Below are 20,611 nucleotides of genomic sequence, written 5' to 3'. Positions count from 1 at the left end.
ACCACCGACAACCTCGTGAACCACCCACTGGACCACTCTCCGCCGTGGTCCGAGGCGGTCAGTACATTCAGCATTCGTGCAAGGGATCGAAACGGTGAGCGCCCGAACGGTCGAAGAGGCCGCCAAGCGATTGGCCGGGGTGGTGACCCGCACGCCGCTCGAACCGAACGAGCGGCTCTCGGCGCGGGTCGACGCCCGGGTCTGGCTCAAACGCGAAGACCTCCAGACCGTGCGCTCGTACAAGATCCGCGGTGCCTACAACTTCATCGTCCAGCTCGACGCGGAGCACCGGGAGCGCGGCGTCGTCTGCGCGAGCGCGGGCAACCACGCGCAGGGTGTCGCGTACGCGTGCCGACGTCTCGGCGCGGACGGCCGCGTCTACGTCCCGGGCACGACTCCCCGGCAGAAGCGCGAGCGGATCGCGACGCTAGGTGGTTCGCACATCGAGGTCATCGTCGTCGGCGAGACCTACGAAGACGCCTTCACCGCCGCGAAGCAGGACGCGGAGAAGACCGGCGCGACGCTGGTCCCCGCGTTCGACGCGCCGGAGACGGTCGCCGGGCAGGGGACGGTCGCTATGGAGGTCGTCGCGCAGCTCGGGTTCGTCCCGGACGTCATGGTGGTGCCGGTCGGCGGGGGCGGCCTGCTCGCGGGGATCGCCGCATGGGCCGCGGAACGGGCGCCGGAGATGCGGATCGTCGGGGTCGAACCGGCGGGCGCGGCCTGCATGGCGGCCGCGCTGGCGGCCGGTGAGCCGGTGCGGCTCGAAGCCGTCGACACGTTCGTGGACGGCGCCGCTGTCGCGCTGGCCGGATCGGTCACGTATCCGCTGGTCCGCGACGGCGGCGTCGAACTCACCGACGTCGCCGAGGGCGCGATCTGCACGGAGATGCTCTCGATGTACCAGTCCGACGGCGTGATCGCCGAACCCGCCGGCGCGCTCGCGACCGCCGCGCTGGGCAAGACGGTGAAGATCGACCCCGGGCAGATCGTGGTGTGCGTCGTCTCCGGCGGCAACAACGACGTCAGCCGCTACGGCGAAGTGCTCGAACGGTCGCTGATCCACGAAGGCCTGAAGCACTACTTCCTGGTGGGGTTCCCGCAGGAGCCCGGCGCGCTGCGGCGATTCCTCGACGAGGTCCTCGGACCGGACGACGACATCACGCGGTTCGAATACGTGAAGCGCAACAGCCGGGAGACGGGCCCGGCGCTGATCGGCGTCGAACTCGCGCGCCCCGGTGACCTCGAAGGGCTGCTGCACCGGCTGGAGGCGAGCCCGTTGCAGGTGGAGCGGGTGGAACCGGGCAGCCCGCTCTTCCACTTCCTGGTGTGACCCGCCCGCGTTTCGTCCTCTGGATGCTGTCCTTGCACGCGCAAGTACCGCATCCAGAGGACGAAACGCGATCTAGCGGAAAGCGGCGAGGTGGGTCCGGGCCCAGGTCGCGAACGGCCGCGGCTCCCGGCCGGTGAGGTCCTGGACGGCACCCGTGACCGCGGAATCGTCGAACTCGCCCTCGGCGAAGAAGCGGAAGAAGGCGTCGACGTACTTCTCCGGCATTTCCGCGCTCATCGTCGTCCGGGCCTCGTTGTCCGGCAACGGTTCCAGCCGTAGTTCCCGCCCGAGCAGTTCGCTCAGCACGCGGAGCCGGTCGGCGGGCCGGAGCGAACCCGGACCCGTGATGGCGTAAGCCCGGCCCTCGTGTCCCGGCGTGGTCAGGGATTCGGCGGCGACGGCGGCGATGTCGTACGGATCGATCGTCGCCACCGGCACGTTCGCGAACGGCTCGCGGACGACGTCCCCGGCCTGCAGCTGCGGGATCCATTGCAGCGTGTTGGACATGAACCCGCTCGGCCGCAGGAAGGTCCAAGCCAGCTTCGACGCGCGTACCGCCGCCTCGGCCGCCATGTGCGTTCCGGCGACGGCGTTGTCCGGCTGCCCGCCGACGACCGAACGCGACGACAGCAGTGTCACCTGCTCGACGCCCGCGCCGCGCATCACCGCGAGCGCGCCGGGCATGTCGTCGTAGCCGCCGAGCAGGAAGACCGCCCGGACGCCTTCCATCGCGGTCTTCAGGCTCGTCGGTTCGTTGAGATCGCCTATCACTCCTTCGACGCCGTCGGGCAGCGGCCGCGGCGTGCGGACCAGCGCTCTGACGGAATGTCCGCCGTTCGCCAGGATTCCGGTCAGTTCCGAGCCGACGTTCCCGCCTGCCCCGGTCACCAAGATCATGCAGTTCTCCCCAGTGCGGTGGCCGCCGTCACACCGGCGGCCGTCGTCGGCAACCCTGCCAGGGAGATCAAGACGGCTCAAGGCGCCTTCGGCACCGCCGGGTACGGGACGAAGGTGCTCGTGTTCTCGTCGACGGTCAGCTGCTTGCCGATCGTGGGGAACGCGCGCTGCGAACAGGCCGGACGTTCGCAGACTTTGCAACCCATGCCGATCGGGGTGGCCGCGGCGCGATCGTCGAGGTCGAGCCCGGTCGAATAGATCAGCCGTTTCGCGTGCCGGAGTTCGCAGCCGAGGCCGACGGTGAACGTCTTGCCGGGGCTGCCGTAGCCGCCGATGTTGCGCGAGACGGTCCGCGCGATCCAGAAGTAGCTCTTGCCGTCGGGCAGGGTCGCGATCTGGGTGAGGATCTTGCCCGGCTGGGTGAACGCTTCGTAGATGTTCCACAGTGGACACGCGCCGCCGACACGGGAGAAGTGGAAACCGGCGGCGGACTGGCGTTTCGACATGTTCCCGGCCCGGTCGACGCGCACGAACGAGAACGGCACCCCGCGGTTCTTCGGCCGTTGCAACGTCGAGAGCCGGTGGCAGACCGTCTCGAAGCCGACGCCGAAGTGGTCGCACAGCCGCTCGATGTCGTAGCGGAAGCGTTCCGCGCAGGCCACGAACGGTCCGTAGGGGAGGATCAGCGCGCCCGCGAAGTAGTTCGCGAGCCCGACGCGCGCCAGTGACCGCGCGGCGGGCCCGGAGAACGCCCAGGAGTCGGCGAGTTCGGTGATCAGGTCGTCGTATTCGAGCAGGGCGATCTGCGAGGCCATCCGGAACGCCTGCTGCCCGACGCGCAGGCTCGGCGCCAGCCGCAGCACCCGCGGCCCCGGCTCGTACCGGTGCTGCTGGCCGTTGGCCTCGTCGATGCCTTCGTTCGTGACGTCGACGCCGTAGCGCTGGATCAGCGTCTCCTTCAGCGACGCGAGCACCTGGCCGCGGTGCAGCGGGATGTCCCGTGCCATCCGTTCGGCGCGTTCGTCCAGCTCGGCGACGTAGTTCTCCCGCTCGTAGAAGAAGTCGCGGACCTCTTCGTGCGGCAGCGCGGTGGCGGCGCTGCCGTGCAGGCCGAGGCCGTTCTCCATGGTCAGCGCGGCGGTGTTCTCGACGGCGTTGCGGTAGCTGCGATGCAGTTTGACCAGGGCCTGGGCGATCGTCGGGAGGTTCGTGGCGAGGTCGTTGAGCTCGCTGTTCGTGACGTCCACGCCGAGCACCTCGTCGAGCAGCGCTTCCTTCACATCGGCCACCAGCCGCGCGGTGTCGTTGTTCGCGAAGAACTCGGTGTCCACTCCGAACGCCTGCGTGATGCGAAGGAGCACCGGGACGGTCAGCGGACGCGAGTTGTGCTCGATCTGATTGAGGTAACTGGGTGAGATCTCCAGCACACGAGCGAGATCAGCCTGGCTCATGGACCGGCTTTCGCGCAGATGCCGCAGCTTCGCTCCGGCGAAGGTTTTGTCCACTGAGGCCTCTCTGTCCGCAAGGTTTCCGGGCCTGAACGATTCAGTGAACGGTCAAGCCCGTGGATTTTCGCTCCGCTTGCGAACGCGAGATTCGCAACCTTTGCAAGATGCTACGGAAGCTTCGCAGAAATTGGCAAATTGGAGCCCTGGATCGGATTTCCCCTGTCATGTCAGGGTCGAGTCAGGAAAGGCGATCACTCGCAAACTTCGCAACACCCGGGAGAATCCGATGACTCAGCACGCGCAGCAGCTGGAGCAGGCGGCCGCCGAACTGGCCAAGCAGTGGGAGACCGACCCCCGCTGGGCGGGCGTGAAGCGTTCGTACTCCGCGGCTGACGTGGTCAAGCTGCGCGGCAGCGTGGTCGAAGAGCACACGCTCGCCCGCCGCGGTGCGGAGAAGCTGTGGGACCTCCTGCACAACGAGGACTACGTCCACTCGCTGGGCGCCCTGACCGGTAACCAGGCCGTGCAGCAGGTCCGCGCCGGCCTCAAGGCCATCTACCTGTCCGGCTGGCAGGTCGCCGCCGACGCGAACCTCTCCGGCCAGACCTACCCGGACCAGAGCCTCTACCCGGCCAACTCGGTGCCCGCCGTCGTCCGCCGCATCAACAACGCGCTGGGCCGCGCCGACCAGATCAACTGGGCCGAGGGCAACACCGACATCGACTGGTACGCCCCGATCGTCGCCGACGCCGAGGCCGGCTTCGGTGGCCCGCTCAACGCCTTCGAGCTGATGAAGGGCATGATCGCCGCCGGCGCCGCGGGTGTGCACTGGGAGGACCAGCTCGCTTCCGAGAAGAAGTGTGGTCACCTCGGCGGCAAGGTGCTGATCCCGACCAAGCAGCACGAGCGCACGCTGAACGCCGCCCGCCTCGCCGCGGACGTGCTGAACGTGCCGTCGCTGATCGTCGCCCGCACCGACGCCCAGGCCGCCACGCTGATCACCAGCGACGTCGACGAGCGTGACCGCAAGTACGTCACCGGCGAGCGCACCGCCGAGGGCTTCTACAACGTCACCAACGGCATCGACCCCTGCATCGACCGCGGTCTCGCCTACGCCGAGTACGCCGACCTGCTGTGGATGGAGACCTCCAAGCCGGACCTCGAGGTCGCCCGCCAGTTCGCCGAGGCGATCAAGGCGAAGTACCCGAACCAGATGCTGGCTTACAACTGCTCGCCGTCGTTCAACTGGAAGAAGCACCTGGACGACGCGACGATCGCGAAGTTCCAGCGCGAGCTCGGCCACATGGGCTACAAGTTCCAGTTCATCACCCTGGCCGGCTTCCACGCCCTGAACTACTCGATGTTCGACCTGGCGCACGGTTACGCCCGCGAAGGCATGACCGCCTACGTCGACCTGCAGGAGCGCGAGTTCGCTTCGGAGGACCGCGGGTACACCGCCACGAAGCACCAGCGCGAGGTCGGCACCGGCTGGTTCGACAACGTCGCGACCGCGCTGAACCCGGAGAGCTCGACCACCGCGCTCGCCGGTTCCACCGAGGCCGAGCAGTTCTGATCCCTCGCAAGTAGGTGCCAGGTGGCGGTCTCCCACCCTCCCCCCAAGGGAGACCGCCACCGCCCTTCCCCTTCTATCTCTCGCGAAGCCCAGCGGAGGCACACCATGGTTGAGAAGCTGAACTACCGGATCGACGTCTGCGGACCTGCCGGTGACCGGTTCGACGAGATCCTCACCCCGGCCGCACTGGACTTCGTGGCCAAACTGGACAACGCCTTCGCCGGCCGCCGCCGCGAGCTGCTCGACGCCCGCCGTCTGCGCCGCGAAGAGCTGCAGTCCGGCGAGAAGCCGCTGGGCTTCCTGCCCGAGACGCACGCCGTCCGCGACGACAGCAGCTGGTCGGTCGCCCCGGCCGCGCCCGGTCTCGAAGACCGCCGCGTCGAGATCACCGGCCCGACCGACCGCAAGATGACGGTCAACGCGCTCAACTCCGGTGCGAAGGTCTGGCTCGCCGACTTCGAGGACGCGACGTCGCCGACCTGGCACAACGTCATCGACGGCCAGCTCAACCTGTTCGACGCGATCCGCCGCAACATCGACTTCACCACCGAGGCGGGCAAGCGCTACACGATCGGCGACGAGCCCGCGACGATCGTCGCCCGCCCCCGCGGCTGGCACCTGGTGGAGAAGCACATCCGCATCGACGGCCGCCCGGTTTCGGCGAGCCTGGTCGACTTCGGCCTCTACTTCTTCCACAACGCGCGCCAGCTCCTGGCCCGCGGCAGCGGCCCGTACTTCTACCTGCCGAAGCTCGAGAACCACCTCGAAGCGCGGCTGTGGAACGACGTCTTCCTGCTGGCGCAACGGGAACTCGGCATCCCGCGCGGCACGATCCGGGCGACCGTGCTGATCGAGACGATCACCGCCGCGTTCGAGATGGAGGAGATCCTCTACGAACTGCGCGAGCACATCGCCGGGCTGAACGCCGGCCGCTGGGACTACATCTTCAGCGTCATCAAGAACTTTTCCTCGCACGGCGCGGACTTCGTGCTCCCGGACCGCGCGCAGGTGACGATGACCGTCCCGTTCATGCGGGCCTACACCGAACTGCTGGTGAGCACCTGCCACAAGCGCGGGGCGCACGCCATCGGCGGCATGGCGGCGTTCATCCCGAGCAAGGACCCGGAGATCAACGCGACCGCGTTGCAGAAGGTGCGCCAGGACAAGGAACGCGAGGCGAACGACGGCTTCGACGGCTCGTGGGTCGCGCACCCCGGCCTCGTCCCGGTCTGCCGCGAGGTGTTCGACGAGGCGCTCGGCGGCTGGCCGAACCAGCTCGGCAAGCTCCGCGAGGACGTCGTCGTCACCGCCGAGGACCTGCTCGACGTCGCGAGCGCCGGTGGCGAGGTCACCGAAGCCGGTGTCCGCGCCAACATCAACGTCGCGCTGCGTTACGTCGACGCCTGGCTGCGCGGCACCGGCGCGGCGGCGATCCACAACCTGATGGAGGACGCCGCCACCGCCGAGATCGCCCGCTGCCAGGTGTGGCAGTGGATCCGCAACGGCACGAAGCTCGAAGACGGCACCGCGCTCACCCGCGAACTCGCCGTGTCCTATTTGGACGAAGAGCTGGCGTCGGTGCGGTCCGAACTGGGCGAGGACAACCGTCTCGGCGACGCCTACGAGATCTTCACCGAGACGGCGCTGGGCGAGAAGCTGCCGAGCTTCCTCACCACCGGCGCGTACGCGCGGTACCTGACCACGCATTGATCAGGCTCCGGCCGCTCCTACCTGACGCGGGGCGGCCGGGTTCCACACCGGTTTGGGACGGTGTGGCCCAACGGGTCCGGTGGCGGAGGCTCCCCGCCACCGGACCCGCTTCACGCGCACGCTCTTCCGGTAGCGCTGTCGGGCGTGCGTCCGTAGGTGTCATGAGGGGTCCCCATGAGACGTTTTTCGTCCCATGGGGACCCCTCATGACGTGCGGGTGGGGGACGCTTTCCCGCGCCCCACCTCACCAGCGGAACGGGATGAACCGGTCACGGATGGCGAATAGGTAGCGGTACCTAGTGATACCCCCGTTGTTTCGGCGGCGGGTCGCGCGGATGCTCGGCGCCGGGTGGGAATTCCGCCTGTTTCCCCGAGGAGCCACCATGAAGAAGCAGTTGAGAAGCGTCTTGGCCGCGGCCTTCGCGATCCTCGCCGTCGTCCTCGCCGCGCCGGCCGTGTCCGCCTCCGCGACGATCTCGATGCGGCCGGACTGCGTCCGCCCCTGCCACTTCTGATCTTCGCCACCTAGAGCAGCCCCGGGGGTCGTGCCCCTCGCGACCCGCGACACTCGTGGAGGGGGGATCCGGTTCCCCCGACGTACCGGGTTCCCCCTCCGCCCCAGCGCCGCGTGGGTTGTGAAGGGCCCCTTTCCTACCCTGAAGGTAGTGAAGGAGGCCTTCACGGACGCCGTGATCGCCACATTCGCTCCAGGTGCACCAGCAGTCACAGCGGTAGCGCGTGAAGGCCCCCTTCCTTGCGTCTAGCGCAAGGAAGGGGGCCTTCATGTACAAGCGCCGCGTTTAGTCCTCTGAACGCGGTTTACGGCTCGAAGGCGTTGCCCGTCGCGATCTTCGGGCGGCCCAGTTCCACCGGCTCGCCGACGCGAGCCCGCCGGTAGACCGCGACGGTCGCCTCCGCGATACGCCCCCAGTCGAAGTCCGCCGCCAGGCGCGACTGCGCGGTCAGCGCCCGCCGCGCCGCGGCGACCTCGTCGTCCAGCACCGCCTCGACGGCGTCCCCGAGCGCGTCGACGTCGCCGGGGCTGAAGGCCAGGCCGGTCTCGCCGTCGACGACGACCTCGCCGAGCCCGCCCGCGGTGGACGCCACGAGAGGAGCCTTCGCGGCGGCCGCCTCGAGCGCGACGATCCCGAACGGCTCGTAGCGGCTGGGCAGCACGACGGCGTCGGCCGCGGCCAGGATGGCGCGCAGTTCGCGGTCGGACAGGTGCCCGACGAAGTCCACGGCGCGGCGAACGCGCAGCTTGCGCGCCTGGTCGACCAGTTCCTCCAGATGCCTGCCCTTGCCGGCGACGACCAGCCGGGTCCCCGGTTTGGCGCGGCGGATCCGGGGGAGCGCGGCGAGCAGGTCCTGCACCCCCTTCTCCCATTCCAGCCGTCCGAAGTACAGCAGCAGCGGCGCGCCGGAGGGGCTGTAGACCTCGCGCGCGTGCGCGACCTCTTCGGCGGGCACCTGCCAGGTGCGCTCCTCGATGCCGTTGTGGATCACGGTGACCGCGTCGCCGTCGACCTCGAACAGATGCGCCACCTCGCGGCGCATGGCCTGCGAACAGGTGATCAGCGCGTCCGAGCGGTTCGCGAGCCACCATTCGACCGAGTGAACCTGCTGGTTCAGCGGATGCGAGAGCCAGCCGGAGTGCCGTCCGGCCTCGGTGGCGTGGATCGTGCCGACCAGCGGGACCCGCGCGGCCTCGGCGATCGCGATCGCCGGGTGGGTGACCAGCCAGTCGTGCGCGTGCACGACGTCCGGCTGCCAGCCGCGCAGCAGGTCGGTCGCGGCGCGGACCATCGCGTGCCCCATGGCCAGCGTCCACGCGACGAGGTCCCGTTCGAAGGTCACGTGCAGCGGATCCTCGGCGACCCGGATGATCCGCACGCCCTCGACCACGCGATCGGTCCTCGGATGGGTCTCGGCGTCGGTGCCCGCCGTGTGACGGCACAGGACGACCACGTCGTGCCCCTGCCGGGCGAGGTGCCGGGCCAGGGCGTGGACGTGCCGTGCGAGTCCGCCGACGACCACGGGTGGGTACTCCCACGACAACATCAGCACGCGCATGGGTGGAGGTTACTCGTGAGTCGGTGGTCACCGGGACGGGGCGATCACCCATCGGTGAAAGCCGGGCGAGGGCGACAGGGGCGGCGATCTTTGCCACCATCGGGCCGATGACGTCTTCGGTGAACGCGGCCGAACCGGCCTTCAAGCCCGTCGAACCGGTCCTGTCGACCCCGTGGTCCGCGCAGGTCGGGCCCGGCAACGCGCTGCCCGGGTACCCGCGCCCGCGACTCGTCCGCGAACGCTGGCTGAACCTCAACGGCGTCTGGGAGTACGCGGGGGACCGCTCGCCCGGCCGGAACGGGTACGGCGAGCGGATCCTGGTGCCGTTCCCGCCGGAGTCCGCGCTTTCCGGGATCGGGCGGCACGACGAAACCCTGTGGTACCGCAAGGTTTTCCAGGTCCCGTCCGAGTGGGACGGACAGCGGGTGATGCTCCGCTTCGGCGCCGTCGACCAGTCCGCGACGGTCCGGGTCAACAACCAGGAGGTCGCCGTCCACAAAGGTGGGTACACGGCCTTCAGCGCGGACATCACCGACGTGCTGCGGCCGTCGGGATCGCAGGAACTGACCGTCCGCGCGATCGATCGGACCGACGCCTCGACGCATCCCGTCGGCAAGCAGCGCAACGCCCCGGAAGGGATCTTCTACACCTCCGCGTCGGGCATCTGGCAGACCGTCTGGCTGGAGCCGGTGCCGTCCGCGCACGTCGCGGATCTGCCGCTGACCCCGGACCTCACCGGGGTGACGGTTGTGCCCAAGGTCACAGGCGGCGCCCGCGTCGAAGCGATCGTCAGCGAGCCCGGCGGCCCGGAGGTGGCACGCGTCGCGGGGGACGCGGGACGGCCGTTGCGCGCGGAGGTGCCTTCGCCGCGTCTGTGGACACCGGACGACCCCTACCTCTACGACCTCGAAGTCCGCTTGCTCGACGAGAGCGGCACCGTGCTCGACGTCGTCGAGTCCTACACCGGGCTGCGCACGATCGGGACGGTCGCCGACGCCGAGGGCAGGCCGCGGATCGCGCTCAACGGCCGGATCACCTTCCTCCACGGCCCGCTCGACCAGGGCTACTGGCCGGACGGGATCCACACCGCCCCCACCGACGAGGCGCTGCGGTTCGATCTGGAGAAGACCAAGGAACTCGGCTTCAACTTCGTCCGCAAGCACGTCAAGGTCGAGCCGGAGCGCTGGTATCACTGGGCGGACAGACTGGGCCTGCTCGTCTGGCAGGACATGCCCTCGCTCACCGTCTCCTTCGACGGTCCACCCGGGATCGCGCCAGACCCGGTGCCCGAGGCGAAGGCACGGTTCGAAGCCGAACTGATCGAGATGGTCGAGCAGTTGCGCGGGGTGACCTCGATCGTCGGCTGGGTGCCGTTCAACGAGGGCTGGGGCGAATTCGACACCGCGCGGATCGCGAAGCTGGTGAAGGACCTCGACCCGACCAGGCTCGTCGTCGCGAACAGCGGGGTGAACTGCTGCTTCTCGCGGCCGGACGACGGCGCGGGCGACGTCTACGACGACCACACCTACGTCGGACCGGGGAAACCCGCGGTGAAGGACCACCGGGTGATCGTCGACGGCGAGTACGGCGGCCTCGGCCTGGTGCTCGACGAGCACCGCTGGCCGGGGAAACCGCGGGCCTACGAGATGACGCCGACCTCGGCACGGCTGACCGAACGCTATGCCGAGGTCAGCGAACACCTCGAACGGATCGTCGCCGGAACCGGGCTTTCCGGCGCGATCTACACCCAGACCACCGACGTCGAGAACGAGGTCAACGGCCTGCTCACCTACGACCGCCGCGTGGTGAAGGCGGATCCGTCCGCGGTCTCCGCCCGCAACCGCGCGGTGATCGAGGCGGGTCAGTCCGGCTGAGGCTCGATCGGACCGCCGGAGTCACGGACCCTGACGGGCACCCCGAGCAGCTGAGAAGGCAGCTGCCCGGGGTCGTGACCGGGGGTCATCCAGACGTCGATGGTGGGTGCGCCCTCGGCCTCGCCTTGCCCGACCCCGACCACTCCGGGGACGTCGTCGAGCCACCGCGACGCCGTGACGAGCGCGGCATCCACATCGGACACTTCGGCCACTACGGGTACACCCTGATCCCGAGCGCGGCCTCGACCAGCGTGATCCGGTTGACCACGGTGACCGCGGGCGAACCCGCGAACAGCAGGCCGACGGCGAAGTCGTTGTCCAGCTCCGCCACGATGCTGCCCGAGTCGCCACCGGCCGACATGTTGGTGGTGAGCAGCTGGTTCGCGAACCTGGCCACCCGGCCGCCGCCGTAGTTGACGTCCACCGTGGCGTTGATGTTCGTGATCCGCCCTGTCGTCCAGTTGGTGGTCCGGCCGGCCTTCTGCACCGCTAGACCGACGGTCGGTGCCGGGTTCACGCCCCGGAGGTCGCCGACCCAGAAGATCCGCCGGTCGAGGTCGTGGAACTGGCCTTCGGCGACGGCCGCGTCGACGAAGTTCAGCGGGACCGGCTGCCCGGGGGTGATGAACTTGATCGGCACGTACCGGCTCAGCCTGGCGATGATGTCGCTGGGGATGACGCCGCCGTCGAACGGGCCCGGCTGCAGGATCGGGTCGCCGATGGCCGCCGCGTTGGTGTTGGCCAGCACGTGGTTGTTGCTCAGGATGTAGAACCTCGGCGGTATGCCGGGCAGCGCGGCCGCGTCGTAGACGGCGGTGCCGTACGTGCCGGCGGTGATCTGGAAGTGGCCGACGCTCACCCCGCCGAACGCCGGGCGGAAACGCCGGGCCAGCGTCAGCGGATCGACGGCCTCACGGGGAGTTTCGACCTGGCGGACCGGCGGCGCCGCCGGTGCCTCGGCCAGCGACGGGGAAGCGCCGTTGACCTTCGGCGCCGCCACGGTCCGGCCCGCTTGCAGCACGCCGACCTGCTGGACGTCGGTGGGCACACCGGAAAGCGTCGCCGGGATGAGGTCGTCGTCACGGAGCAGCTCGCTCGGCAGCTTGGTGTCGACCAGGACCGTGATCGCCTTTTCCCCGGTGTCGGTTCCGCCCGACCACTTGGTGCCGAGCGCCACACCCACGACGTTCTGCCTGTCGAGGAGAGCGTTCTCTTCGGACGCCTGCACTGTCGCCAGTGAGAGGAATTCCTTGGGCAGCATGTTCTTTTCGATCATTTCGGCCACACTTTTCTGGTTGTCGGCGTTGACGAAGTGCGGGAGCCCCGACGAAGGAGTCTTCCCCTGTCCGCGGGGCCGCGCCATAGTGCAATCGGGTAGACCGATTCACCTCTCTGTCGACGACAATTCCCTTGTGTGGCAAGGGTTTGTGAACGATAAACCAGCCATCGCGCGAGTGTCGCGGGTATTCGGGGACTTTGGTCACCGGTTCGCCGGAAAAGGAAACGGGCGGCTTTCCGGAGTGATCCGGAAAGCCGCCCGTGGAAGAGCGGAGTCAGCCGCTGATCGCGGCGTCGATGGCCTTGGTGATCGTCTCGTCCTCGGGTTCGGTGCGCGGACGGAATCGCCCCACCACTTCACCGGAAGGGGCGACGAGGAACTTCTCGAAGTTCCACTGCACGTCGCCGGCGGCGCCTTCCGCGTCGGCCGCCTTGGTGAGTTCGGTGTAGAGCGGGTGCCGGGTCTCCCCGTTGACGTCCAGCTTTTCGAAGAGCGGGAACGAAACACCGTACGTCGTCGAGCAGAAGGTCTGGATCTCCTCGGCGGTGCCCGGTTCCTGGCCCGCGAACTGGTTGCACGGGAACCCGACGACGGAGAAACCCTTGTCCGCGTAGCGTTCCTGCAACTTCTCCAGGCCGGTGTACTGCGGCGTCAGGCCGCACTTCGACGCCACGTTCACCACCAGCAGCGTCTTGCCTTCGAGCGTGCCGAGGGTGGTGTCCTCGCCCGCCAGCGTCTTCAGCGGGATGTCGTGGATCCCCATGGTTTCCCCTTTCGTCATTTCTTCAGCAGGTCACGCGCGTCGACGTGGCCGAACGGCCCGTCGTCGCGCCGGAACGCGGCCGCCGTGTCCCGGGCCCGATCGTGCGCGCCGTCGCGGAGCAGCCCGGCGAGCGTGTCGAACCGGTCGGTGTGGACCTTCGCCCGCCGCCGCGCGTAGTCGGCGGCGGAATCCTTGGTGACCATGAACGCCCAGTCGCTCGAAAGCGCGAGCATCGCCTCGGCGACGGCCTGATCCCGGACGGCGTCGCGGGTCGTGGTGTCCATTCCGGCGACGAGGTCGAGCATCCGGTGCTGCAAGGCGGTGTTGTCCCGCACCATGTCGGCGACCTGCTCGCCGTCCCAGACCCGCCAGTCCTTGCCGGAACCCCACGACGACGCCGGGAGGTCGACCTTCCCGCCGAGGTGGCCCGCTTCGAGCGCGCCCTTGAGCGTGGTCACGCGGACGCCCGCCTCGGGCAGCGCGCGCAGGACGCCTTCGAGCCACGCCGGTCCCTCGTGCCACCAGTGCCCGAACAGTTCCGTGTCGTACGCGGCGACGACGAGCGATTCGCGGCCGTGCTCGGCCTTGAGCGAGCGCAGCCGGGAGACGACGGTGTCGACGAAGTCCTGGACGTGGCCGCCGAGCGTGGCCGCCGCCATCGCCGGGTCGTACGGTGCCTTGTCCGGTGGCTCGATGGTCTTGCCGGTCACCCGCGACGGCTTGAGGCCGACCTCGTGCGCCCAGGTGTGGAAGTCGCGATAGGCGGCGTGGCCGGGGTAGCCGGCCTTCGGCGACCAGACGCGGTACGTGACTTCGAGGTCCCGGCCGAAGCAGACGACGTCGGAATCGCCGACAGTGCGGGCCGCCGACGTGTCGCCGTGCAGGGATGGCCCGTCGACCATGAACCGCTGGACGCCCGCGGCCGCGTACCCGGTCTCCATACCGGGCGCGTAGCCGCATTCGGGTGCCCAGATGCCTTCGGGGCGCCGTCCGATCCGCGACGCGGTGTCGGCGAGGCCGCCGCGCAGCATGAAGTCGCGGACCGCCGGGTCGAGCAGCGGCTGGAACGGATGCGCCAGCGGGCCGCCGAGCAGCTCGATCGTCCCGTTGTCCACAAAGGACCGGAGGATCGGCGAGAAACCGTGCCGCCAGCGGGTTTCGAGTTCCTCCGACGCCTTGGTCGCCGTCCGGTACTCGCTCGCGGCGAGGTCGCGCAGCAGCGGGTCGCCGCGCCAGAGCGTCGACGCGTGCCAGGAACGCAGCTGCCAGTGTCCGAGCCAGTCGTGGAAGGCGTCGATGCAGTACGGGTCGTCGAGCTGGGCGGCGAGGATCGGCGTCATGCCCAGGGTGAGGACGTCTTCGCGGCCCTCGTCGGCGAAGCGGCGCAGGAGGTCGACCATCGGCAGATAGGAATGTGCCCAGGCCTGGTAGAGCCATTCCTCGCCGACCGGCCAGGACCCGTGGTGCGGCAACCAGGGCAGATGGCTGTGCACGACGAGGCAGAACGTGCCTTCGTACTCGCTCATCGGCGCACCGCCACGGCGACCAGGTCGAGGCTGGTGTCCAGGCCTTCACCGTGGACGGCGAAATCCGCGGCCTGGATGCCTTCGACGTCGGCGAGCAGTTCCGCGGGCCAGGTCGCCTGGCCGGGAAGCTGTCCCATGACGACGTCGAGCTGGGCGTCGATGATCGAACCGCCGTATTTGGCGTCGAGCTTCGCGACGCCCTCGCCGTGGTGGAGGCCATGCAGGGTCTCGACCTCGAAACCGGCGTCGCGCAGCAGTTCGTCCAATTCGGACGGTGCGAGTTCCCTGGTGTGGAACGGGTTCAGCGGGGTGTCGCTGTCCGGGGTGAAGGTCAGCCGGTTGGGTGTGGTGACGATCAGCCGTCCGCTGGGGGAGAGCACGCGGCGGCATTCGGCGAGGAAGGCGCCCTGGTCCCAGAGGTGCTCGATCACCTGGAAGTTGGCGACGACGTCGACCGAGGCGTCCCGCAGCGGCAGGAACACCAGGTTCGCCCTGGCCACGCCGATGCCGGGGTAGCGGCGGGCGACGTGCTCGGTGGTGGGGACGTCGTAGTCGAGCGCGAGCACCCGTTCGGCGACGGTGGCGATGAGCCCGGCGCCGTAACCCTCACCGCAGCCGGCTTCCAGGACGGTCTTGCCCTCGCACAGCGGCAGGAGCTGTTGATACGCGGCCTCGTGGCGGCGGTACCAATAGTTTTCCTCGGCGATGCCCGGCACGGTGCGCTCACCGGTGAGGTGCAGCGCTTCGGCCCTGGTGGCTGGGGTGGTCACGCCGCGACCCTACCGGCCGGTCACTTCCCACTCCGCCGCAGTTAGTCCTCTGGATGCGGTAGTTGCACGCGCAAGGACCGCATCCAGAGGACTAAACGCGCTGTCACGTTTCGCGGCGCTGTCCAGTCCAGAAGACATGCAACGGACAATCACCCGCGTACTGCTCGTCGTCTTCGGCCTCGTCGAACTGCCAGTCGGGCTGTGGCCACTGCTCAGCCCAGAGGGCTTCTACCGGGACTTCCCCGGCTTCCGCACCGGCTGGGTCGCCATGGACGGCCCCTTCAACGAACACCTGATCACCGACTTCGGCGGCCTCAACCTGGCGCTCGCGGCGATCCTGATCGGCGCCGCCGTGATCGGGACGACCGCCGTGGCCAGGCTCGCCGCGCTGTCGACCTTCCTGTTCGGACTGCCGCACTTCCTCTATCACCTTGGCCACGTCTCGCACTTCGAGCCGGTGGACCAGGTGCTGATCGTCGTGACGACGGCGCTGGGCGCGGTCCTCCCGCTGGTCCTGGTGCTGATCCCCTCGAAGCGGGCTACACCGGCGACACCGTGATGCCGATGGCGCCGGGGCCGAGGTGGGCGCCGAGGATCATGCTGGCGTCCACCAGGGTGCTGTCGACCATCTTGGGCAGCCGCGCGCGCAACCGCCCGCCGATCTCCAGGTCGCGTTCGTCCGGGCCGAACCGGGTGATCGCGATCTCGACGTCCTGATCGCCCGCGCAGTCCACCGCGAGGTCGACGAGTTTGTTGAGCGCCCGCCGCTGGCCCGGCACCCGGGTCAGCGGGGCGACCTCGCCGTTCTTCAGTGTCAGCAGGGGTTTGATCGAGAACGCGGAACCGAGGAACGCCTGCGCGGCGCCGATCCGGCCGCCGCGGCGCAGGAACTCCAGCGTGTCGACGTAGAGGATCTCGCGGCTGCCGCGGAACCGGCGTTCGGCCGCGTCGATCACCCGGCTCGCCTGGCCACCGGCGGCGGCGACCTTGGCCGCCGACGTCGCCGCGAAACCGAGGCTCATCCCGGTGGTCCCGCTGTCGAGGACGTGCACCGGGATGTTCACCTGCTGAGCGGCTTCGCGGGCGGCGTTCACCGTCTCCGACATCCGTCCCGAGATGTGGACGCTGACGATCGCCGAGGCGCCCTTGCTCGCGGCGTCCTGGAACGCCCAGAAGAACGCGGCGACCTCGGGCGGTGCCGTCCTCACCGGCGTCCCGGCGCGCAGGTGGTCGATGATTTCTTCGCGGTCGTAGCGGTTCTCCTCGTCGAACTGCTCTCCGACCTGCAGTTGGACCTGAACGACGCCGATTCCCCAGCGTTCGGCGACCGGGGCGGGGAGACAGGCGGTGGAGTCCGTGATCACGGCGACGGGGCCGGGCATGGAACGCATGGTGGGGCAGGTTAGCCCGTCACCCTCGCGGGGAGTACCCCGGAATACGGCCGTTCGGGTTAGTCGCCCGGTTACACTCACTTCCGGGTGAAATACCTGGACGATGGTCCCACTAAAACGTGCATCCAGGTGAATGAGGTCACCTCGGCGGGCCGCGGCGGGAAAATGGCCCTAATCTACCGGCCAGTAGAGCTGTTGCCCCGTGGCCGACGCCGGCCACTAACGGGAGGTCGAAGTAGACCCATGACGAACATCGTTGTCCTGGTCAAGCAGGTACCGGACACCTACTCGGAGCGGAAGCTCTCCGGTGCCGACAACACTCTTGACCGCGAATCCGCCGACGCCGTGCTCGACGAGATCAACGAGAAGGCCGTCGAAGAAGCCCTGAAGATCAAGGAAGCCGGCGAGGGCGAGGTCACCGTCGTCTCGGTGGGTCCCGACCGCGCGACCGACGCGATCCGCAAGGCGCTGTCCATGGGTGCCGACAAGGCCATCCACGTCTCCGACGAGGCCCTTCACGGCTCCGACGCGATCGCCACCGCCAAGGTGCTGGCCGCCGCGATCTCGAAGGTCGAAGGCTTCGACCTGGTCATCACCGGTAACGAGGCCTCCGACGGCCGCGGTGGCGCCGTGCCGGCGATCATCGCCGAGCTGCTGGGCCTGCCGCAGCTGACCCACGTGAACGAGCTGACCGTCGACGGCTCCTCGATCAAGGCCGACCGCTACACCGAGGACGGCGTCACGCACCTCGAGGCGAACCTGCCCGCGGTCGTGAGCGTCGGCGAGAAGATCAACGAGCCGCGCTACCCCTCCTTCAAGGGGATCATGGCCGCCAAGAAGAAGCCGGTCGAGACGCTGACCGTCGCGGACCTCGGCCTCGACGCCGGCGAGGTCGGCCTCGGCAACGCCTGGTCGTCCGTGCTCGAAGCCTCCCCGAAGCCGCCGCGCACCGCCGGTGAGCGCGTCGAGGACGAGGGTGACGGCGGCAGCAAGGTGGCCGCCTACCTGGTCGCGCAGAAGCTCATCTGAGACAGGTTTCGAGGAGGAATAGGGAAATGGCTGAAGTACTCGTCCTCGTCGACCACGTCGACGGTGAAGTCAAGAAGGTCACGCTCGAGCTGCTGACGGCCGCTCGTGAACTGGGTGAGCCGTCCGCGGTCGTCGTCGGCCCGACCGGCACCGCCGCCAAGGCGAAGGAAGCCCTCGCCGCGCACGGCGCCGCCAAGGTGTACGTCGCCGAGGGCGACAACGCCACCGGCTTCCTGGTCACCCCGAAGGTGGATGTCCTCGCCGCGCTCGCGGAGCGGACCTCCCCGGCCGCCGTGCTCGTCGCGGCCAGCGCCGAGGGCAAGGAGGTGTCCGCTCGTGTCGCGGTCCGCCTCGGCTCCGGTCTGCTGTACGACGCCGTCGGCGTGAACGGCGACGGCAGCGTCGACCAGTCCATCTTCGGTGGCGCGTTCTCGGTGAAGTCCAAGTCCACCAAGGGTGTCCCGGTCATCTCGGTCCGCCCGGGCGCGGTCGAGGCGACCCAGGCCGACGGTGCCGCCGCCGAGGAGACCGTCGAGGTCCCCGCCGGTGACCCGGCGAAGTCCGCCAAGATCACCGGTGTCGAGCCGATCGTCGGCGGCGACCGTCCGGAGCTGACCGAGGCCTCGGTCGTCGTCTCCGGTGGCCGCGGTGTCGGCTCGGCCGACAAGTTCGACGTCGTCGAGACGCTGGCCGACTCGCTCGGCGCGGCCGTCGGTGCTTCCCGCGCCGCCGTCGACTCGGGCTACTACCCGGCGCAGTTCCAGGTCGGCCAGACCGGTAAGACGGTCTCGCCGCAGCTGTACATCGCGCTGGGCATCTCCGGTGCGATCCAGCACCGGGCCGGCATGCAGACCTCGAAGACCATCATCGCGGTCAACAAGGACGCCGAGGCGCCGATCTTCGAGATCGCCGACTTCGGTGTGGTGGGCGACCTGTTCAACGTCGCGCCGCAGCTGACCGAAGAGGTCCAGAAGCGCAAGGGCTGACGTCCTTTGTCAGTGAAGGGGTCGCCGGGATTATTTCCCCGGCGGCCCCTTTTCCGTGACCGGGAAGTGATCTCCCACCCTGAGAGAAGCCTGAGAACCCGCAATTAACTGAACGTGCACTAATCGGCCATCGGGCGCATTGTCGTTGGTACCCCTCCAGGGGTAGACCTTGGTTATGACGACGTCACAGCTCCTCGTCAGCACTGACCAGGCAGGTGTCGAACTCCCGGCCGACGCGCCGCGTTACTCCCTCCTCGTGGCCAATGGGAACGAAGAAGTCGTTGCCGCGCAACGTCTTCGCCATCAGGTTTTCGCCGAGGAAATGGGTGCGACGCTCAATTCGCCCGTACCCGGACTCGACGTCGACTACTTCGACGAGTTCTGCGATCACCTCGTGGTGCGCGACGACAACACCGGCGAGATCGTGGGTACTTACCGGATGCTGCCGCCGGATCGGGCCGCGCAGGCGGGAAAGCTGTACTCCGACAGCGAATTCGATCTCACGGCGCTCGACGCACTACGTCCCTCTCTGGTCGAGACGGGCCGTTCGTGCGTGCATCCCGACCACCGCAGCGGCGCCGTGGTGAGCCTCGTCTGGGCGGGGATCGGGCGCTACATGCTGCTGGCCGGGCACCGGTACCTCGCGGGCTGCGCGTCCGTGCCGCTGACCGACGGCGGGGCCTACGCGGCCGGTGTCTGGGATGTCCTGCGCGCCAAGCATTACGCGGACGAATCCCTTCGGGTGACCCCGCTGAACCCGTGGCGGACCGAAGGCGTCGAGCGGCCCGCCCGCGCGATCCTCCCGCCGCTCATCAAGGGCTACACGCGCCTGGGCGCGAAGACCTACGGCCCGCCCGCGCTGGACGAGGATTTCGGCGTCGCGGACTTCTTCGTCCTGCTGGATCTGCACAACGTCGACGAGCGGTATCTCAAGTTCTTCCTGGGAGTGCAGGGATGACCCACGCCTGGATGCCGAAGTCGCCGTGCGGCGACGGCTGCCTGACCGAAGGGGCGCAGACGGTGGCGTTCCCGCGGCGCGTCCTGAGGTTCACCGCGGCGATCGGCGTCATCCTCGGTGCTTTCCTGTCCGCGCCGCTGGTGCTCGTGCTGCGCGGCATGCCCCGGGAACGCTTGGTGCGCCTGCTTTTCGCGGGGATCCTTCGCTCGTTCGGGGTACGGCTGCGTGTGCTCGGTGACGAGAAGTTCCGCGCCGTTCCGGGCCGTGGGGCGCTCGTGGTCAACAACCACATCTCGTGGCTGGACATCATCGCGGTCAACGCCGTCCAGCCGATGCGGGCGCTCGCCAAGAAGGAGGTCGGCACCTGGCCGGTGCTCGGCCTGCTGGTCCGCCGCGGCGGCAGCATCTTCCTCGACCGGGAGAACCTGCGGAGCCTGCCCGCGACCATGGACGAACTCGCCGGCGCGATGCGCGGCGGATCACTCGTCAGTGTGACACCGGAGGGCACCACCTGGTGCGGCCTGGGTTCGGGCCGGTTCCGCCCGGCGACGTTCCAGGCCGCGATCGACGGCGGTGTCCCGGTGCGGCCGCTCGCGCTGCGCTTCCGGCTCGCCGACGGGCGGGAGACGACGCAACCGGCGTTCATCGGGCCGGAGTCGCTCATCGCGTCGCTGCGGCGGGTCGCGGCGCTGCGCGGTCTGGTGCTGGAGGTGCACGTGTGCCCGGAGATCGCGCCGGGCCGCGCTTCGGACCGGCGTGAACTGGCCGCGCTGGCGGAATCCGCTGTGCAGGCGGCATTGGGGCGGGTGCAGATCCCGGCGCAGCGGCGGCGTCGTGCCCCGGCCGTGACTCCCGCTTCCGCTCCGGCTCCCGCCCCGGTCGCGAAGGTGCCCGGCCCCTGAGCGAGTGGCGCGGCACCGCACTCGCGTGATCAGAGCCGTGACTCGCGTGATGGAAGCCGGAACTCGCGTGCTTGGAGCCGGAACTCGGAGTTCCGGCTC

General features: G+C 69.0%; 19 protein-coding genes. 10 read left to right on the top strand and 9 right to left on the bottom strand.

Annotation, left to right across the window (positions count from 1 at the left end):
- The first annotated feature begins 76 nt into the window (after positions 1–76).
- Positions 77–1,333, top strand: coding sequence for a threonine ammonia-lyase IlvA (gene ilvA / locus ACFWMR_RS22700; RefSeq protein ID WP_378379774.1), 1,257 nt, complete (start codon positions 77–79; stop codon positions 1,331–1,333).
- Positions 1,334–1,405: 72 nt separating this feature from the next.
- On the opposite strand, the gene ACFWMR_RS22695 is transcribed toward ilvA, so the two are convergent.
- Together ACFWMR_RS22695 and ACFWMR_RS22690 are read right to left on the bottom strand one after the other, a co-directional pair.
- Complete coding sequence (locus ACFWMR_RS22695) at positions 1,406–2,230, bottom strand: NAD(P)H-binding protein (RefSeq protein ID WP_378379773.1); 825 nt, start codon at positions 2,228–2,230, stop codon at positions 1,406–1,408.
- Between the two features lie 77 nt (positions 2,231–2,307).
- On the bottom strand, positions 2,308–3,735 hold the full coding sequence (locus tag ACFWMR_RS22690) for a short-chain fatty acyl-CoA regulator family protein (protein ID WP_093935523.1): 1,428 nt from the start codon (positions 3,733–3,735) through the stop codon (positions 2,308–2,310).
- A gap of 229 nt (positions 3,736–3,964) precedes the next feature.
- On the opposite strand from ACFWMR_RS22690, the gene aceA reads away from it, so the two are divergent.
- The 3 genes from aceA to ACFWMR_RS22675 all read left to right on the top strand — a co-directional run bounded on the left by aceA (position 3,965) and on the right by ACFWMR_RS22675 (position 7,476).
- Positions 3,965–5,251 carry an isocitrate lyase gene (aceA, locus tag ACFWMR_RS22685; protein WP_007031644.1) on the top strand — a complete coding sequence of 429 codons (1,287 nt, stop codon included), beginning with the start codon at positions 3,965–3,967 and terminating at the stop codon, positions 5,249–5,251.
- 105 nt (positions 5,252–5,356) lie between these two features.
- Positions 5,357–6,961, top strand: a complete 1,605-nt coding sequence (gene aceB, locus ACFWMR_RS22680) for a malate synthase A (protein ID WP_378379772.1) — start codon at positions 5,357–5,359, stop codon at positions 6,959–6,961.
- Between the two features lie 383 nt (positions 6,962–7,344).
- Complete coding sequence (locus ACFWMR_RS22675; RefSeq protein ID WP_378379771.1) at positions 7,345–7,476, top strand: hypothetical protein; 132 nt, start codon at positions 7,345–7,347, stop codon at positions 7,474–7,476.
- Between the two features lie 304 nt (positions 7,477–7,780).
- Here ACFWMR_RS22675 and ACFWMR_RS22670 read toward each other — a convergent pair whose 3' ends face one another.
- Positions 7,781–9,034 carry a glycosyltransferase family 4 protein gene (locus tag ACFWMR_RS22670; protein ID WP_093935525.1) on the bottom strand — a complete coding sequence of 418 codons (1,254 nt, stop codon included), beginning with the start codon at positions 9,032–9,034 and terminating at the stop codon, positions 7,781–7,783.
- A gap of 107 nt (positions 9,035–9,141) precedes the next feature.
- Here ACFWMR_RS22670 and ACFWMR_RS22665 point away from each other — a divergent pair, with 107 nt between their 5' ends.
- Positions 9,142–10,908, top strand: coding sequence for a glycoside hydrolase family 2 protein (locus tag ACFWMR_RS22665; RefSeq protein WP_378379770.1), 1,767 nt, complete (start codon positions 9,142–9,144; stop codon positions 10,906–10,908).
- Here ACFWMR_RS22665 and ACFWMR_RS22660 read toward each other — a convergent pair.
- From ACFWMR_RS22660 to ACFWMR_RS22640, 5 genes are all read right to left on the bottom strand, one after another.
- Entirely contained in the window at positions 10,896–11,120 is a 225-nt protein-coding gene (locus tag ACFWMR_RS22660; protein ID WP_378279605.1) for a hypothetical protein, read from the bottom strand. The two genes, ACFWMR_RS22665 and ACFWMR_RS22660, sit on opposite strands and share 13 nt — an antisense overlap.
- A complete protein-coding gene (locus ACFWMR_RS22655; protein WP_378379769.1) occupies positions 11,120–12,184 on the bottom strand; it encodes a serine protease in 1,065 nt (354 codons plus the stop codon). Before ACFWMR_RS22655 ends, ACFWMR_RS22660 begins: the two co-directional genes overlap by 1 nt.
- Before the next feature lie 277 nt (positions 12,185–12,461).
- A complete protein-coding gene (locus ACFWMR_RS22650; RefSeq protein ID WP_378379768.1) occupies positions 12,462–12,950 on the bottom strand; it encodes a glutathione peroxidase in 489 nt (162 codons plus the stop codon).
- Between the two features lie 14 nt (positions 12,951–12,964).
- Positions 12,965–14,476, bottom strand: a complete 1,512-nt coding sequence (locus tag ACFWMR_RS22645) for a 1,4-alpha-glucan branching protein domain-containing protein (RefSeq protein ID WP_378379767.1) — start codon at positions 14,474–14,476, stop codon at positions 12,965–12,967.
- Positions 14,473–15,246 carry a class I SAM-dependent methyltransferase gene (locus ACFWMR_RS22640; protein WP_378379766.1) on the bottom strand — a complete coding sequence of 258 codons (774 nt, stop codon included), beginning with the start codon at positions 15,244–15,246 and terminating at the stop codon, positions 14,473–14,475. Before ACFWMR_RS22640 ends, ACFWMR_RS22645 begins: the two co-directional genes overlap by 4 nt.
- A 136-nt stretch (positions 15,247–15,382) precedes the next feature.
- Between ACFWMR_RS22640 and ACFWMR_RS22635 the strand changes: the two genes are divergently transcribed.
- Positions 15,383–15,805: a hypothetical protein gene (locus tag ACFWMR_RS22635; RefSeq protein WP_378379765.1), complete on the top strand. Its 423-nt coding sequence runs from the start codon at positions 15,383–15,385 to the stop codon at positions 15,803–15,805.
- Here ACFWMR_RS22635 and ACFWMR_RS22630 read toward each other — a convergent pair.
- On the bottom strand, positions 15,786–16,637 hold the full coding sequence (locus ACFWMR_RS22630) for a DegV family protein (RefSeq protein WP_378379764.1): 852 nt from the start codon (positions 16,635–16,637) through the stop codon (positions 15,786–15,788). The genes ACFWMR_RS22635 and ACFWMR_RS22630 overlap by 20 nt on opposite strands.
- Positions 16,638–16,880: 243 nt before the next feature.
- On the opposite strand from ACFWMR_RS22630, the gene ACFWMR_RS22625 reads away from it, so the two are divergent.
- The 4 genes from ACFWMR_RS22625 (at position 16,881) to ACFWMR_RS22610 (ending at position 20,512) form a co-directional block, all read left to right on the top strand.
- Positions 16,881–17,666, top strand: a complete 786-nt coding sequence (locus ACFWMR_RS22625) for an electron transfer flavoprotein subunit beta/FixA family protein (protein ID WP_093935532.1) — start codon at positions 16,881–16,883, stop codon at positions 17,664–17,666.
- Positions 17,667–17,692: 26 nt separating this feature from the next.
- Positions 17,693–18,652 carry an electron transfer flavoprotein subunit alpha/FixB family protein gene (locus ACFWMR_RS22620; protein ID WP_093935533.1) on the top strand — a complete coding sequence of 320 codons (960 nt, stop codon included), beginning with the start codon at positions 17,693–17,695 and terminating at the stop codon, positions 18,650–18,652.
- A gap of 175 nt (positions 18,653–18,827) precedes the next feature.
- On the top strand, positions 18,828–19,610 hold the full coding sequence (locus ACFWMR_RS22615; RefSeq protein ID WP_378379763.1) for a GNAT family N-acetyltransferase: 783 nt from the start codon (positions 18,828–18,830) through the stop codon (positions 19,608–19,610).
- The gene (locus ACFWMR_RS22610; protein WP_378379762.1) at positions 19,607–20,512 is read left to right on the top strand and encodes a lysophospholipid acyltransferase family protein; all 906 of its coding nucleotides are present in this window, start codon (positions 19,607–19,609) and stop codon (positions 20,510–20,512) included. Before ACFWMR_RS22615 ends, ACFWMR_RS22610 begins: the two co-directional genes overlap by 4 nt.
- The last annotated feature ends 99 nt before the right edge of the window (positions 20,513–20,611 follow it).

This window comes from Amycolatopsis thailandensis, assembly GCF_042723255.1.
Classification (GTDB): domain Bacteria; phylum Actinomycetota; class Actinomycetes; order Mycobacteriales; family Pseudonocardiaceae; genus Amycolatopsis; species Amycolatopsis thailandensis.
The sequence above is the reverse complement of the archived record's forward strand: the minus strand, read 5'-3'. Positions and strand labels throughout refer to the sequence as shown.